The organism is Nitrococcus mobilis Nb-231, assembly GCF_000153205.1.
Taxonomy (GTDB): Bacteria; Pseudomonadota; Gammaproteobacteria; order Nitrococcales; family Nitrococcaceae; genus Nitrococcus; species Nitrococcus mobilis.
In genome coordinates, this window is record NZ_CH672427.1 from 358,271 (window position 1) to 371,216 (window position 12,946).

Sequence of the window (12,946 nt, forward strand, 5' to 3'; positions counted from 1 at the left end):
CTGTTTCCGAATAACCATGATTCGATCTCGTATTGGTGTAAAACTGACCACTCGCACCGAGTTTTTGAAGCGATCAGGCTAAATCATTTTTTTACTTCGTAAACGGGATTCCCTTCAACTTCAAAATAATCTTGGCCATATATAAAAGGAATATACCAGCCACCACGCTTGACAGTGACATTTGATAGTCCTACAGCACCAGGTTTCTGTTCGATAGCATTATCCATGGCTTCTTTGATATTTGGAATGCCTGTTGGGAAGAAAATAATTATGTGTTTCACATCCTTATCTTTTAAGCGCACACTTTCATCAACTCTATGGAGTGTTTTTTTAATATCCATATTTTTTGTTGATGCGATAGTAAAATCGCCAATTCTGTTTGTGCATCCAGAGCAAAATAACATTATTAAAGACAACGTCATAATTTTTTTCATTATTACTCCTTTCTAAAGTTGTTCGTTTGACTATAAGCAGAAACTATAAATGACGTTTATTCAGGCATGGAATTTTAAGAATGGTTTCGTTCTATGACTAATGATAGGGGAAGCATTCTGGCGCAGGAGCCGTCACTACAGCATCCGCACCGAGCCAACCTATTTAGACAAGATTCGTTGCGTTCGTGTACACGAGAAGTGTTATCTGCAGGAAATGGGTGTTGAAGGAGCCGGTGTCTTGTTATGGCTCTGCTGTGGAGCGGTGGGTGTTCGTGATGGCACGTTGGCCAAATGACCGAGTGTTGCATGCTCATTCCCTTTGCGATCCATGTTGTTTACAACGACGTTTTTTCGTTAATCCTATTTCAGAGTAATCGGCAAGAATATTTGGAACTAAAGTCTGTTTTGCCATGCAATGGATGAAAGGCTTTGGGGTAACCGCGCTCTATGTCATTCCGACCACGAGGGCACAAACGGAGGAAAGTTTGCGTAATTCTTTAAAATCAACAACTTGTGAATTGATTGCGCTAATGTGGTGAATAGCCCGAGACTTCCAAGGTTTCTGCATTGATCTTTGCCCCTATACCTCTTTGACACTACACTCCTGCAGCGCCCGCCCCGGCAGCCAAACCAATCCGAAAAAGCTCGCCAACCCCGCCGTGCCCATGAGGGCGATGATGGCGGCCATGGCAAGTGGGGTGCCGCTGTGCAGGTGGCCGACGAGTATGCCGGCGGCGGCTGCGATCGACATTTGCACCATACCGAGCAGGGCCGAGGCGGAGCCGGCTATCTGGGGGAATGGTCCGATGGCGCCGGCGGTGGACTGGGGCAGCACGATGCCCACGCCGATCATGTAGAGCATCATCGGTAGCATCACCGCCAGCGCTGTGAAGATTTGCGCGAGCGCCAGCGCGGCCATCAGCGCACCGCCGAGGGTGGCGATCACGCCGCCGATCAGCAGCAGTCGGTTGATGCCGAGCCGGCGGCTCAGGCGGCCGGCGAACAGTGTGCCGGTTATGTAGCCGCCCACGGCGAGGGTGAAGTAATAGCCGAAGTGCTGCGCGGAGATGCCCAGGAACTCGATGAGCACGAACGCGGCCCCGGAGAGGAAGGCAAACAGCCCGGCGAAGGTGAAGGCGCAAGCGAGCATGTAGCCGACGAATTCCCGATGCCGCAGCAGAAAGCGGTAGTTGCGCACGATCGAGTGCAGGTGGATCGACTGGCGCTGCGCCGGTGCCAGTGGTTCCGGCAGGGCGAGCCAGAGCAGCGCCGTCGCGGCAAGTCCGTAGGCCGCGAGAAAGATGAACACCGAGGGCCAGCCGAAGGCCGCCAGCAGGTAGCCGCCGCCGATCGGTGCCAGCGCCGGGGCGAGCGCTGTGGCGGCGCCGAGATAGGAAAGGATGCGGGCCGCCTCCAGCGGGCCGTGCACGTCGCGCACGGCGGCGCGCCCGAGCACCGGTCCGGCCGAGCCCCCGAGCGCTTGGAGGAAGCGGAAAGCGATCACGGCCTCGATGGATTGCGCCAGCGCGCAGGCGAGGCTCGCCAAGGTGAACAGCACCAGCCCGACCAGCAGCGGTGGTTTGCGCCCGAAGCGATCGGAAAGTGGTCCGTAGACGAGCTGGGCCAAGGCGATGGCGATCATGTAAACGCTGAGGGTGAGCTGGGCCTGCGCCGGGGTAGCGTTCAGCGCCGTTGCCATGGCGGGCAGCGCTGGTAGGTACATGTCCGTTGCCAGCGGACCGAGGGCAACGAACGATGCCAGCGCCAGCGTTGCCGCAGTGGAGCGCAGTCGCAGCATTCCGGTTTCCCCGTGTATTACTGAACGGCGTATTTGAATGTGTTTCCGTGCGGGTGTAAAAAAGGAGCCTTAGCAAATAGGACAAGCCCGTTCGGCGCGCTCGAGGGTAGCATGGCCGGCCGCAGCGTGGGTCGATAGACTAAGGACGCGCGTGGCGCGCCGGTATGCGCGGTCGGTCGGGCTGTTTCGAGCTATCACAACAAAGGACGTTCGTGTGAAAATCCTCATTACCGGGGGCGCGGGATTCATCGGCTCGGCGCTCGTACGCTATCTGATAGGGGAGACCGAGCACTGCGTGGTCAATGTGGATGCGCTGACCTACGCGGGCGATCCGAGTACGGTGGCCTCGGTCGCGCAAGACCCGCGGTACCGGTTTTATCATACCGATATCTGTGATGCGGCCGCGCTGCGCGCGTTGTTTGCCAGTGAAAAGCCGGATGCGGTCATGCACCTGGCGGCGGAATCGCACGTGGATCGCTCCATCGACGGGCCTGCCGAATTCATCCGCACCAACATCCACGGTACGTATTGCCTGCTCGAAGCGGCACGGGCCTACTGGACGGAACTCGCGCCGACCGAGCAAGAACGTTTTCGGTTCCACCACATTTCCACCGATGAGGTGTTCGGCGCGCTTGGTGCGAACGGCTGTTTCACGGAAGCAAGCCCGTACCGGCCCAACTCGCCGTATGCGGCAAGCAAAGCCTCATCCGATCACTTGGTGCGTGCCTGGTGCCACACTTATGGTTTCCCTGCGGTACTCAGCAATTGCAGCAACAATTACGGGCCGTATCAGTTCCCGGAAAAGCTTATTCCGTTGCAGATCACCCGCGCGCTTGCCGGTCGTTCGTTGCCCGTGTACGGCGATGGCCGTAATGTGCGGGATTGGTTGTTTGTCGACGATCACGCCCGCGCCCTGGTGCGCGTGCTGACCCGCGGCCGCGTGGGGGAGAGCTATAATATCGGCGGCAACGCCGAGCGCACCAATCTGCAGGTGGTGGAAACGCTGTGCGCGCAGCTCGATCGCCTTAGACCGCAGACGCAGCCCCATGCGCGCTTGATCGAGTTCGTATCCGACCGCCCCGGCCACGATTTCCGCTACGCTATCGATGCCGGCAAGGTACGCCGGGAGCTGGGTTGGTCGCCGGAGGAGAGCTTTGACTCCGGGCTCGAGAAAACCGTGCGCTGGTATCTGGACCGCCCGGATTGGTGTAATCAATTGGCGGCCAAATACGACGGTGTACGTCTCGGCCTGAAAGACGCCGCTGCCCAGCCGGTGCCCTTGTCCGGACGGCAGGGGGCTTGACCATGGCGATGCGGCCGCGGCGCAAGGGGATTATTCTCGCCGGCGGTGCCGGTACTCGGCTGTATCCGATCACCACCGCCGTTTCCAAGCAGCTCCTGCCGATTTACGATAAGCCGATGATTTATTACCCGCTCACTACGCTCATGCTGGCGGGGATCCGGGAGTTTTTGCTCATCTCCACGCCTGAGCACACGCCGTTGTTTCAGAAGCTGCTAGGCGACGGTGCGCAGTGGGGGGTGAGCATGAGCTATCAGGTGCAGCCACGCCCGGAAGGATTGGCGCAGGCGTTTTTGATCGGTGAGCGGTTTATCGACGGCGAGCCCTGCGCGCTCGTTCTGGGCGACAATGTCTTTCAGGGGCACGAGCTCAGTCAGCTCGTCGATAGAGCCGCTCAGCGGGCGGAGGGCGCGACCATATTCGCCTATCCAGTCACCGATCCGCAGCGCTATGGAGTGGTGGCGTTTGACGGCACCGGTCGCGCCGTGAGCCTTGAGGAGAAACCGGCCAAGCCGCGCTCGCGTTATGCGGTCACGGGTTTGTATTTCTACGATTCCGCGGTGGTCGAGATCGCCAAGGCGGTGCGCCCGTCGGACCGTGGCGAGCTGGAGATCACCGACGTCAATCAGGCTTACCTAGAGCAGGGGCGGCTTTCTGTGGAGGTGATGGGTCGGGGGTTTGCCTGGCTCGATACCGGCACCCATGAATCCCTGGCCCGGGCGAGTGCGTTCATCGAAACCATCGAGACGCGCCAAGGTCTGCAGGTCGCCTCGCCGGAGGAAACCGCCTACCGCATGGGCTACATCGATGCCGAGCAAGTGCGCCGGTTGGCCGAGCCGCTGGCGAAGACCGATTACGGGCAGTATCTGCTGCGCATCCTGCATGAACGCGTCTTCTGAGCAGGGCTTGATATGGATTTCATCCCAACCCGCTTGCCTGATGTCATTCTCATCAAACCCCAGGTGGCCGGTGATGCGCGGGGATATTTCATGGAAACCTGGCACGAGCGTAAATTCCAAGACGCGGGGCTCGATGTCCGCTTCGTCCAAGACAACCACAGCCGCTCGCGGCACGGCATATTGCGCGGCTTGCACTACCAGATCCGCCAGCCCCAGGGCAAACTCGTGCGGGTAGTCTCGGGGGCGGTGTTCGATGTGGCAGTGGACCTGCGCCGCAGCTCGCCGAGTTTCGGCCAATGGGTAGGGGTCGAGCTCTCCGAGGAGAACAAGCACATGCTGTGGATACCGCCCGGATTCGCCCACGGCTTCTACGTGAGCGCAGAGCACGCCGAGTTCGTCTACAAGTGCACGGATTTTTGGGCGCCGCAGCACGAGCGCACCATTCGCTGGGATGACTCCGAGCTTGATATCGCCTGGCCTATCCCGACTCACGCCGCGCCGCTGCTCTCGGAGAAGGATCGCGCCGGGGTGGCCTTTAGCGATGCGGAGCTGTTTCCATGAAAGTGCTCGTCACGGGCGCGAATGGGCAGCTGGGGCGTGCGCTGGTGCGGCTGGCGCCCGCCGGTGTGGAGTTGCTGGCGTACGGCCGTGACGCGCTCGATGTCACGCAGCCGCAGAGCGTGCCGCGCGTGCTCGCCATGGAGCCGGCGGTGATCGTCAATGCAGCCGCCTACACTGCCGTGGATCAGGCGGAGACCGAGCGCGCGGCGGCCTATGCGGTCAATGTCGGTGGGGCGGAACACATGGCCCGGGCCGCTCGGGAGCTCGGCTGTCGGTTGGTGCATATCTCCACCGATTTCGTTTTCGACGGTGCGCAGGGTCGCCCCTACACGCCTGAGAGCAAGCCGAATCCGCTGAACGTGTACGGCGCCAGCAAGCTCGCCGGGGAGCAGGCGGCGCAGGCGATCAAGCCCGATGCGCTCATTTTGCGCACCGCCTGGCTTTACGGGGAGACAGGGAGCAATTTCGTGCACAGCATGCTGCGGCTCATGCGCACCCGTGCGGAACTCCACGTCGTGGATGATCAGATCGGTACGCCCACGGCTGTCGCTGGCCTTGCGCAATGCGTTTGGCGGGCGATCGAGGGACGACTGCTGAGCGGAATACAGCACTGGACAGACGCGGGCGTGGCGAGCTGGTATGATTTTGCCGTCGCGATTCGGCAAACGGCGATGGCGTTGGGTTTGCTGCAGCGCCCCGCAGCCGTGCTGCCGGTGCCGAGCAGTGCATATCCGACCCCGGCGTCCCGGCCGGCTTTCAGCGTTCTGGATAAGACAGCCACATGGCGCGCGCTGGCTTTGACCCCAGGGCATTGGAGCGCCGCCCTGGCCGACACCTTGGCGGCAGTGGCGAAGGCTGGCGGCGATTCTTAGCTTGGGGCCCTAGTAAAATGATCCGCCTATTGCAAAAATGGCAGCCGAGTGGAAGCAGGGCGGTTTGCTGAGACACGCCGTGAATATATCCTTGTAGGCGCGCAGGGGCCATCCGGGCGGCCTACGTTCTCAGTAGACCACCCCCATTTGCACATCGGCGCTACTTACGCTCAGGTCCGTACGTGTGCCAATATTGCCCCAGCAGATAAACTAGAGTGTTGCGTGTGTGAGCGGGGTATTAGATAAGCTGCGGCTGCGCGGGCACAGCATTGCCATTGCTATGGCGGTGGTGGTGCTGCTCGCACAGCTCATCCTTGCTCAGCATGGTGCGGCCCACCTGCCCAGTGCGGGACACGACCATTGCCAGATCGCGCAGCTCGCGCATTCCTTCGCCGCACCACTTCCCTCGGTCCCCTTGCAGTTCGTTGCTCCTCGTTTCCAACAGCCATATCGGATCGGTTCGCGGCCCGCCGTTGTGCAATCGGAACCGCGTCACGGACCGCCGATCCGCGCCCCACCGGTCGTCTCCCATTACCGGCTCGTTTCCAAAGCATAAGCGCTGGTCCAAGCGGCCCTGAGCGGCGCGCTTTATTGCAGTTTTCGGGGAGACGCAATCTGATGCATCGTCATGCAGCCTGCTTGTTGCTGGCTACGCTGGTATCTGTCGGCGCGTCGGCACAAAACATCGATGGCGACGACGGTCCGGTCATGCTGGAGCCACTGAGCATTACCGCGCGGCCACCGGGCTCGCAAAGCCTGGAGCACACCGCGCAGCCGGTGAGCATTCTCTCCGGCGAGGAGCTGGAACGCCGTCAGGCCAATACCCTTGGCGAAACCTTGAATCGGGAGCCGGGCGTGACCGGCACGCAATTCGGCGCCGGCGCCAGCCGGCCGGTGATCCGGGGCCTTGGCGGTCCGCGCGTGCGCGTGCTGCGCGACGGCATCGGCACGCTCGATGTCTCGACCATCAGCCCCGATCATCAAACGAGCGTCGAACCGTTCCAGGCCGAGCAGATCGAGATCATGCGTGGCCCGGCTACGCTGCTGTACGGCAGCGGTTTGTCGGGCGGTCTGGTCAACGTCACCACCGGCCGGATTCCCGAGTATGTGCCCGAATTCGAGGCCAACCTGCGCGGCCAATACGAATCGGCTAATAACGGTAAGCTGGGGGGCGTGCGGGTGAGGGGCGGCTTTGATCAATTGGCCTTGCACTTCGATGGTCTGACTCGCGACACCGATGACTACAGGGCTGCGAACGGCACTGTAAAAAACAGCTTTGTCGAGACCCAGGAAGCCAATCTTGGGACCTCCTGGGTCGGTAGCCGTGGCTTTTTCGGGTTTTCCTTCGGTCGGTACCAAACGAAGTATGGCATTCCAATCGATCCGCAGGAGCCGGACGAGGCGGTCTTCATCGATTTAGATCAGAATCGTTGGGACCTCGCCGGCCGCCTCGACGATCCATTCGCTGGTCTGCGCAGTATCAGTATTCGCGCCGGTTATAATGACTACCATCATACCGAGTTCGAGGGTCCGGGTGAGGTCGGCACGGTCTTCAAAAACAAGGCTTGGGAGGGGCGGCTCGAATTCAATCACAAGCCCGTTGGTCCGCTGACTGGTACCGTTGGCGTGCAATATGTCCATCGCGACTTTAAAGCCACAGGTGAAGAGGCTTTCGTGCAGCCGGCCAAACAACGAACGGTGAGTATGTTCTTGTTTGAGGACACGGATTGGCGCGACTGGCATTTCGAGGTCGGCGGTCGCGTCGAGCACCAGGCTATCGACCCGAGTATGACCGGAGACAATGACATCAATCATACAGTTTATAGTCTTTCCGGTGGTGCTATCTGGAATTTTACGCCAGGGTATGCCGTAGGCTTGACGGCTACCCGCGCGCAGCGGCCGCCGGCACTGGTGGAGCTGCTGGTCGGCGGACCGCATTTCGCCACTGGAACATTTGAAATCGGTGATACGCGGCTGAATGCGGAGACCTCGAATAACCTCGATCTGAGCTTGCGCAAGACCGATGGGCGTCTGACGTGGCGCGCCAATGTGTTCGTCAACCTGATCGATAACTTCATCTTTGCGCAATCGCAAGATCGCGACGGTGACGGGTCTGCCGACCGGGTCGACGATGAAGGCAATCCCGGCGGTAATTTACTGCTGGTCGATTACACCCAGACCGACGCCTTGTTCTTCGGCGCAGAGATGGAGGCCTTATACGGGTTGTTCGACAATGCCAACGGGACGCTCGATGCGCGATTGTTCGGGGATTGGGTCCGCGGCCAACTCAGCGGCGGTCCCGATCTGCCGCGCATCTCACCGGCGCGGTTGGGCTTTGGTCTCGATTATCACCGCGGTCCGCTCGAGGCCAATCTCGAGACTACGCAGGTGTTCACCCAAAATGCAACCGCCCCGCTCGAGACGCGAACCGGCGGCTATACCATGCTGGATCTTGGGCTTAGCTATACGTTGTATGTCGATCCGCTGGAGACGAAGGTGTTTCTGCGCGGCAGGAATTTGCTGGATGAAACTGCCCGGCGGCACAACTCCTTTATCAAGGACCGGGCACCGCTGCAGGGACGTTCGGCCATCGTCGGAGTCAATATCCAGTTCTGACAGCTGCGTTTCCCTCGTATTCGGAGTTTCCTGCGCCTGGATCGGGACCGGGCAGGTTTTGTGATGGTGTGCTCATTCTTTTTTCGACTGGATGAGTAGGTTAAGGCTTCCCTGGAGTCGACTCCCTTCAAGACTCGAAGGCAAGGATGAAAACCCTGTTAACCAAGGAAAACACATCATGGGCATCAGTATCAGCATCGTCGCCGGTCACGACAAATCCGCATCAAGCGTAAACGCCACCGGAACCGTGCAGCACGTCATTACGGATCAGGAACGGACGACTTTCCATCTTGGCGATAAGCAACTCAAGGACGCCGTCAAGGCGTATTTCGGGAAAAGCCCGAACGACGTGTACTTGCATAGCCCGACGCCGTGGGGTGATCTCTACAAGAAGTACAGTTGGCCGCAGGTCCAAATGATCCTGGTCGTCCAGAGCGCGGAGATTCTCGGCATCACCTCGGAGCCGGTGATCGTCAAGACTCAGGAGTTCGTGAATAATAGCCGCCAGAAAGGCACCTTTAACGTTGCCATCACGGAGTCGGTGAACAACACCACGTCCTCCAACTGGAGTACCGGCGGCACGCTTACGATCGGGCAGAAGTTCTCCTACGGTGTCAAGTTTCTCGGTGCCGGGGCCGAGGGGGAGACTTCGCTGTCGTACAGCCAGTCGTGGGGAGTCGGGGGGCAGGAGTCGAAATCGATCACTGTAGGTTCATCGTCCGGGGTGAGTGTAGAGCTTGATCCCGGCGAGTCCGTTCTCGCCGAGCTCTCTGCCAGTCGGGGCGTGATGAAAGTACGAATTCGCTATAACGCCTACCTCATCGGCAATACAGCCGTGAATTACAACCCCACCTATAAGGACCATCATTTCTGGAGCTTGGGTGTCGCGGGTGTCATGGCGAAAGGCGGCATTACCAATTCGGTGCAATCGACCGAAGACATCGAGATCGGTTATTACTCCAATTCCAAGATCGAGCTCAAAGATAAGGCGACGGGTGCCTTGAAGGCCGCCTACAATATGGCCGACGCGCCCGGGCAATCGGCCGCGGAGTCTCGCCAGCCTGCTCTCGATGAGGCCTAGTCCCTGCTGAGGGTTTGACTGCTGCGCTCGCCGCGGCGCGCAAGTGTCATCCGCTCTCGAGCACGAAGGCGTTGGAAAACCGCCATGACCAACGGCTGCCCACGGCGCTCCTCTTTAAAAGTAGGGAGGGGGTGGTGGGCAGCCTTATGAGCTGTTCAAGACACTTGCGCTCGGGGGCTTTGACCATCTGGAGGTGGATTTCGACGAGCGGGCTCGACCGGAGCTGACCGGCTTGCGCGCCAGCGGCGACCGGGTAGGCGTCAGCGGTATGAGCGACGGTACTGCGGACCAACTCTACTTCGCTCTGCGGGTGGCTGCGATCGAGGAATGCCTGGGCAAGGCGCCTGGGTTGCCGTTCGTAGCCGACGATCTGTTTGTCAATTTCGATGACGCACGCGCGGTGGCCGGGCTGGAAGTCTTGGCGATGCTGGCACGCCGCACGCAGGTGTTATTTTTTACTCATCACAGGCATCTAGTGGGACTGGCTGAGCGCGCTTTCCGAGGGCGACTGCGGGCGGTAGAACTCTGAGTGGGTTGGTTCGGTGAGGCTTGGGTCATAATTAGTTGTTTTTTATCAGCCATTTAATTGAAAAATGTTTTTATAAAAAAACTTAAATGGGTGATTAATGGTCTTTGGACAAGTGATCTCTCCAAGTATTACATAATAAATTCAATAAAAACAGCATTATATAAATTATTTTAGTTTTGTATCGGTTTTGGCATGTGATCTGCATTTATTTAAGCAACGAGAGCGAGACGGCTCTCGGAGCTGAAGGGCAGACGAGCTTTTGATCGACAACCGAGACCATTCTTAGGAGAGCAAGACCATGGCGAACATCATGATCCGTGATTTGAATGCGACCGAGACTCTGGACCGGCAGGCGAGCTTGCGGGTGAAGGGCGGCTGGTACGGCGGCCACCTCATGCCTCACATGCACCACTCACTAAGCTTGGATAAGAAGTTCACCAAGCAGATTCAGGTGGCCCAGGTCAACAACACGGCAGTCGGCATCAAAGGGCCTGGCGTGTTCAACTTGAACGGCACCATCGTCCAGAGCCAGAGCGCCTGAGTTTAGCGGCTCTACAACTCACTCTCACGCGGCAGGGATCAACTCGATCCCTGCCGCATCGTTTAGTTAACCAGCCCCCGTTAGTGCTTGACCCCGATTCCAAACTATCGCGCCTGCGTTGGCTCGCCTGTCCACGCAGCCGATCCTTTGGGGTGAAATGTTAAGTGCAGCCTGTAAAATGAGTGGTATTAGGAAAGCGGATTCAGCGCTTTTTGTCATCTCGGCGCGGTAAAAATCAGCCGAAGCACGCAGCTCGAGGTCGGCCCACGGTTTGCTGTCTGGGGCAAGCCGCGCCTGCGGGGCAGCATTCGAGGTATGATGCAAGAGGCCGCGATCCTTAGAAAAAACGACTTGGGCGGAAAAGCCCGCTCCAGTATTCAAAAGCAGCACGTTTATTAACAGAGCAGGCGAGGGTTGGAAAATGGATATCTCAGCAACGATCGAAACCAGTAAAGGGAGCATTCACCTTAAGCTGTTTGCGGATGCGGCGCCCGTTACCGTAGCCAATTTCGTCAATCTCGCGCAGAGAAATTTCTACGATGGTCTTTTCTTTCATCGCGTGATCCCTCATTTCATGATTCAAGGGGGGTGCCCGTTGGGCACGGGGACCGGCGGACCGGGGTATAAGTTTGAAGATGAGTTCAGCCCGACGCTTTGCCACGACAAACCCGGTGTGCTCTCCATGGCGAATGCGGGGCCGGGTACCAACGGCAGTCAGTTTTTCATCACCCACACGCCCACTCCGCATCTCGATGGTGCCCATACGGTGTTTGGTGAGGTGGTATCGGCTGCCGATCAAGAGGTCGTGGATAGCATCCAACGCGGCGATACGCTGGTGAGCATTTCCGTACAAGGCGATGTCGCCGAGCTGCTCGGAGGGCTGCAGGACCGAGTCAAGGAATGGAACACAGCCATAGACCGCAACTTTCCCGCCCTGGCCAAATAATTTGAGGGCGCCCAAGGCGTTGTGATTGCCTGGAGCTGATCACAACGCCCTTCTCCGGGCGGACATTGGCGCGCCGAGCTGTTGCTTATCGCGCGGATCGTCCCACTATAGGCTGGTTCGCATACCCAATAAAAACCAATCAGCCCGCTTTCACTTCTTGTGGGAATTTCATGCGCCAGGCTTCGAACCCACCGTCCATGCTGTACACGTCGGTGAAGTTTTTTTCGACGAAGAAGTGGGCTGCGCTCAAGCTGGTGTTGCCGTGATAACAATAAAGAATTAATGCCTGATCACGATCTGCAGCCTCGAGAAAGCCTGGCAGGCTTTGTTCGTTCAAGTGCGCCGCATTGGGAATATGCCCCTGTTGATAAGAGTGTTCGTCCCGGATATCGGCAACCTGGCAATCCTGTTCCTGCATCATCGTATGGGCTTGTTCGGGGGAAAGGTGCTTGAATCCTGGCATGGCTTGGCCTGTTGGTTGGTAAAACAGTGATGATGATCAAGAAAATTAACAGTTTGGCTTTCTATGCCTGGCTCGCCCAGTGTACGCATTTTAAGTCAGTCGGTCATCTTGGAGCTGGACTCGGCTCAAGGTTGTACGGGGAATGGGCCCATCCATGTCAGGCATTGAGAATCACCCGCAGTCAAACTAATATTCGTAATGTATTTATATAAATGAACAGCGGTCAGCGGCCGGAAGTGCCAAGGAGGGTTGCCGAGTTAGTAGCAAGTCCGTTAGCGGAGAGATAAGTCATGGTTACGGCCATTCAACGTCTCAGGCAAGAGCATCGGGATTTATCCCGGCTGCTCGATGTGCTTGAGCGGCAGCTGGATGCCATCCGTGGGGAGCGAACTCCCGATTATCATTTGATGCGGAATATTCTGCATTACCTCATGGAGTACCCTAACCACTATCACCATCCCTATGAAGATTTGGTGTATGACCGGCTCGCCGAACGCGTGCCGGGCATGGCCAGTGTGGTCGAATATTTCTTTGCAGAGCACGACCGACTTGCCACGCTCGGTTGGCAAAGCCTGACCCTTGTCGAACGGGTGTTGAATGAAGATCTCGTCGCGCGTGCGGAAGTGCACGCCTCTGGGAATGCCTTCGCGCGTGAGTACCGGGCTCACATGCAACGTGAGAACGAGGAGATCCTCACGGCGGCCGAGACATCGCTAACGGCGGTGGACTGGCTTCAGATCGAGACAATGTTTCATCGCCGACCGGACCCGCTGTTTGGACCCGAGGTCGCAGCGGAGTATCAGGCGCTGCACGATTGCATCACGATCGAGACCGCTCAGCGCGAGTCCGGCCGGGCGGGTGAGTCGTATTGCAGCGCCTGCGCAACGGATTAATGAAAAAGCAGTG

General features: G+C 58.4%; 14 protein-coding genes. 10 read left to right on the forward strand and 4 right to left on the reverse strand.

Going from position 1 to position 12,946, the window contains the following annotated elements:
• Nucleotides 1-83: 83 nt before the first annotated feature.
• Both NB231_RS18185 and NB231_RS01625 read right to left on the reverse strand, forming a co-directional pair.
• Entirely contained in the window at nucleotides 84-434 is a 351-nt protein-coding gene (locus NB231_RS18185; protein ID WP_156776858.1) for a hypothetical protein, read from the reverse strand.
• A gap of 580 nt (nucleotides 435-1,014) precedes the next feature.
• Nucleotides 1,015-2,232, reverse strand: a complete 1,218-nt coding sequence (locus NB231_RS01625; protein WP_004999205.1) for a multidrug effflux MFS transporter — start codon at nucleotides 2,230-2,232, stop codon at nucleotides 1,015-1,017.
• 214 nt (nucleotides 2,233-2,446) lie between these two features.
• On the opposite strand from NB231_RS01625, the gene rfbB reads away from it, so the two are divergent.
• The 4 genes from rfbB to rfbD are packed head-to-tail and all read left to right on the forward strand — an operon-like array spanning nucleotide 2,447 to nucleotide 5,864.
• A complete protein-coding gene (rfbB, locus tag NB231_RS01630) occupies nucleotides 2,447-3,535 on the forward strand; it encodes a dTDP-glucose 4,6-dehydratase (protein WP_004999206.1) in 1,089 nt (362 codons plus the stop codon).
• 2 nt (nucleotides 3,536-3,537) lie between these two features.
• Complete coding sequence (rfbA, locus tag NB231_RS01635) at nucleotides 3,538-4,431, forward strand: glucose-1-phosphate thymidylyltransferase RfbA (RefSeq protein WP_004999207.1); 894 nt, start codon at nucleotides 3,538-3,540, stop codon at nucleotides 4,429-4,431.
• A gap of 12 nt (nucleotides 4,432-4,443) precedes the next feature.
• Nucleotides 4,444-4,992: a dTDP-4-dehydrorhamnose 3,5-epimerase gene (rfbC, locus tag NB231_RS01640; RefSeq protein ID WP_004999208.1), complete on the forward strand. Its 549-nt coding sequence runs from the start codon at nucleotides 4,444-4,446 to the stop codon at nucleotides 4,990-4,992.
• The gene (gene rfbD, locus NB231_RS01645) at nucleotides 4,989-5,864 is read left to right on the forward strand and encodes a dTDP-4-dehydrorhamnose reductase (RefSeq protein WP_004999210.1); all 876 of its coding nucleotides are present in this window, start codon (nucleotides 4,989-4,991) and stop codon (nucleotides 5,862-5,864) included. The genes rfbC and rfbD overlap by 4 nt, the downstream gene beginning before the upstream one ends.
• Nucleotides 5,865-6,102: 238 nt before the next feature.
• Here rfbD and NB231_RS01650 read toward each other — a convergent pair whose 3' ends face one another.
• Nucleotides 6,103-6,396: a hypothetical protein gene (locus tag NB231_RS01650; RefSeq protein WP_004999212.1), complete on the reverse strand. Its 294-nt coding sequence runs from the start codon at nucleotides 6,394-6,396 to the stop codon at nucleotides 6,103-6,105.
• A gap of 86 nt (nucleotides 6,397-6,482) precedes the next feature.
• Between NB231_RS01650 and NB231_RS01655 the strand changes: the two genes are divergently transcribed.
• The 5 genes from NB231_RS01655 (at nucleotide 6,483) to NB231_RS01675 (ending at nucleotide 11,577) form a co-directional block, all read left to right on the forward strand.
• Entirely contained in the window at nucleotides 6,483-8,480 is a 1,998-nt protein-coding gene (locus NB231_RS01655) for a TonB-dependent receptor (protein WP_004999214.1), read from the forward strand.
• 178 nt (nucleotides 8,481-8,658) lie between these two features.
• Nucleotides 8,659-9,561, forward strand: a complete 903-nt coding sequence (locus tag NB231_RS01660) for a hypothetical protein (RefSeq protein WP_004999216.1) — start codon at nucleotides 8,659-8,661, stop codon at nucleotides 9,559-9,561.
• A 193-nt stretch (nucleotides 9,562-9,754) separates the two neighbouring features.
• Nucleotides 9,755-10,090 carry an ATP-binding protein gene (locus NB231_RS16555; RefSeq protein WP_004999217.1) on the forward strand — a complete coding sequence of 112 codons (336 nt, stop codon included), beginning with the start codon at nucleotides 9,755-9,757 and terminating at the stop codon, nucleotides 10,088-10,090.
• A 298-nt stretch (nucleotides 10,091-10,388) separates the two neighbouring features.
• Nucleotides 10,389-10,631: a hypothetical protein gene (locus NB231_RS01670; RefSeq protein WP_004999219.1), complete on the forward strand. Its 243-nt coding sequence runs from the start codon at nucleotides 10,389-10,391 to the stop codon at nucleotides 10,629-10,631.
• Between the two features lie 421 nt (nucleotides 10,632-11,052).
• A complete protein-coding gene (locus tag NB231_RS01675) occupies nucleotides 11,053-11,577 on the forward strand; it encodes a peptidylprolyl isomerase (protein ID WP_004999221.1) in 525 nt (174 codons plus the stop codon).
• A 139-nt stretch (nucleotides 11,578-11,716) separates the two neighbouring features.
• Here NB231_RS01675 and glpE read toward each other — a convergent pair whose 3' ends face one another.
• Nucleotides 11,717-12,040 carry a thiosulfate sulfurtransferase GlpE gene (glpE, locus tag NB231_RS01680; protein ID WP_004999222.1) on the reverse strand — a complete coding sequence of 108 codons (324 nt, stop codon included), beginning with the start codon at nucleotides 12,038-12,040 and terminating at the stop codon, nucleotides 11,717-11,719.
• Nucleotides 12,041-12,330: 290 nt separating this feature from the next.
• Between glpE and NB231_RS01685 the strand changes: the two genes are divergently transcribed.
• On the forward strand, nucleotides 12,331-12,933 hold the full coding sequence (locus tag NB231_RS01685; RefSeq protein ID WP_004999223.1) for a hemerythrin domain-containing protein: 603 nt from the start codon (nucleotides 12,331-12,333) through the stop codon (nucleotides 12,931-12,933).
• Nucleotides 12,934-12,946 lie beyond the last annotated feature (13 nt).

Excerpts from the sequence above, each read along its gene's own strand:
- NB231_RS18185 (WP_156776858.1), bottom strand. The coding sequence starts at position 434 with ATGAAAAAAATTATGACGTTGTCTTTAATAATGTTATTTTGCTCTGGA.
- NB231_RS01625 (WP_004999205.1), bottom strand. The coding sequence starts at position 2,232 with ATGCTGCGACTGCGCTCCACTGCGGCAACGCTGGCGCTGGCATCGTTC.
- rfbA (WP_004999207.1), top strand. The coding sequence starts at position 3,538 with ATGGCGATGCGGCCGCGGCGCAAGGGGATTATTCTCGCCGGCGGTGCC.
- rfbC (WP_004999208.1), top strand. The coding sequence starts at position 4,444 with ATGGATTTCATCCCAACCCGCTTGCCTGATGTCATTCTCATCAAACCC.
- rfbD (WP_004999210.1), top strand. The coding sequence starts at position 4,989 with ATGAAAGTGCTCGTCACGGGCGCGAATGGGCAGCTGGGGCGTGCGCTG.
- NB231_RS01650 (WP_004999212.1), bottom strand. The coding sequence starts at position 6,396 with ATGGGAGACGACCGGTGGGGCGCGGATCGGCGGTCCGTGACGCGGTTC.
- NB231_RS01655 (WP_004999214.1), top strand. The coding sequence starts at position 6,483 with ATGCATCGTCATGCAGCCTGCTTGTTGCTGGCTACGCTGGTATCTGTC.
- NB231_RS01660 (WP_004999216.1), top strand. The coding sequence starts at position 8,659 with ATGGGCATCAGTATCAGCATCGTCGCCGGTCACGACAAATCCGCATCA.
- NB231_RS01670 (WP_004999219.1), top strand. The coding sequence starts at position 10,389 with ATGGCGAACATCATGATCCGTGATTTGAATGCGACCGAGACTCTGGAC.
- NB231_RS01675 (WP_004999221.1), top strand. The coding sequence starts at position 11,053 with ATGGATATCTCAGCAACGATCGAAACCAGTAAAGGGAGCATTCACCTT.
- glpE (WP_004999222.1), bottom strand. The coding sequence starts at position 12,040 with ATGCCAGGATTCAAGCACCTTTCCCCCGAACAAGCCCATACGATGATG.
- NB231_RS01685 (WP_004999223.1), top strand. The coding sequence starts at position 12,331 with ATGGTTACGGCCATTCAACGTCTCAGGCAAGAGCATCGGGATTTATCC.